This is a genomic window from Kitasatospora sp. MY 5-36, from assembly GCF_001182915.1.
Taxonomy (GTDB): Bacteria; Actinomycetota; Actinomycetes; order Streptomycetales; family Streptomycetaceae; genus Kitasatospora.
Window position 1 is genome coordinate 1 of record NZ_LFVW01000849.1, and the last position, 381, is coordinate 381.

The 381-nt window shown below is 78.7% G+C and carries 1 pseudogene; it reads right to left on the minus strand.

The annotated features are described in order from the left end of the window. A pseudogene (locus AE652_RS37125) lies at positions 1 to 381 on the minus strand (hypothetical protein); the annotation flags it as partial.

Consider the following 381-nt stretch of genomic DNA (forward strand, 5'->3'; position numbering starts at 1 on the left):
CCCGCGGCGCCGTCCAGGACGATCACCTGGCCAAGGACCCCGGGGTCCTCCTTGGCCACCGAGCGCAGCAGGCCGGCCAGGGCCGCGGTGTCCGTGACCACCTGGACCAGCACCGTGCCGTCCCCGGCCGCCAGGCCCCGGACGGTCTCCAGCAGCTGCCAGGACAGGTCGCGGAACCGGCTCTCCGGCCGCTGTTTGGCGGTCTCCAGCCGGATCGCCCCGGGGACGTCGCCGTCGACCCCGCACAGCACGACCGCGCGGCGGTCGTGGCGGCGGCCCGGCGCGACGGGGGCCGGAGCCCAGGCCGGGACGGACAGGACCGTGACGGCCTCCGGGGCGGCGGCCGCTTCGGTGTCCGGTGCCGCGACGGGCGCCTGGGCG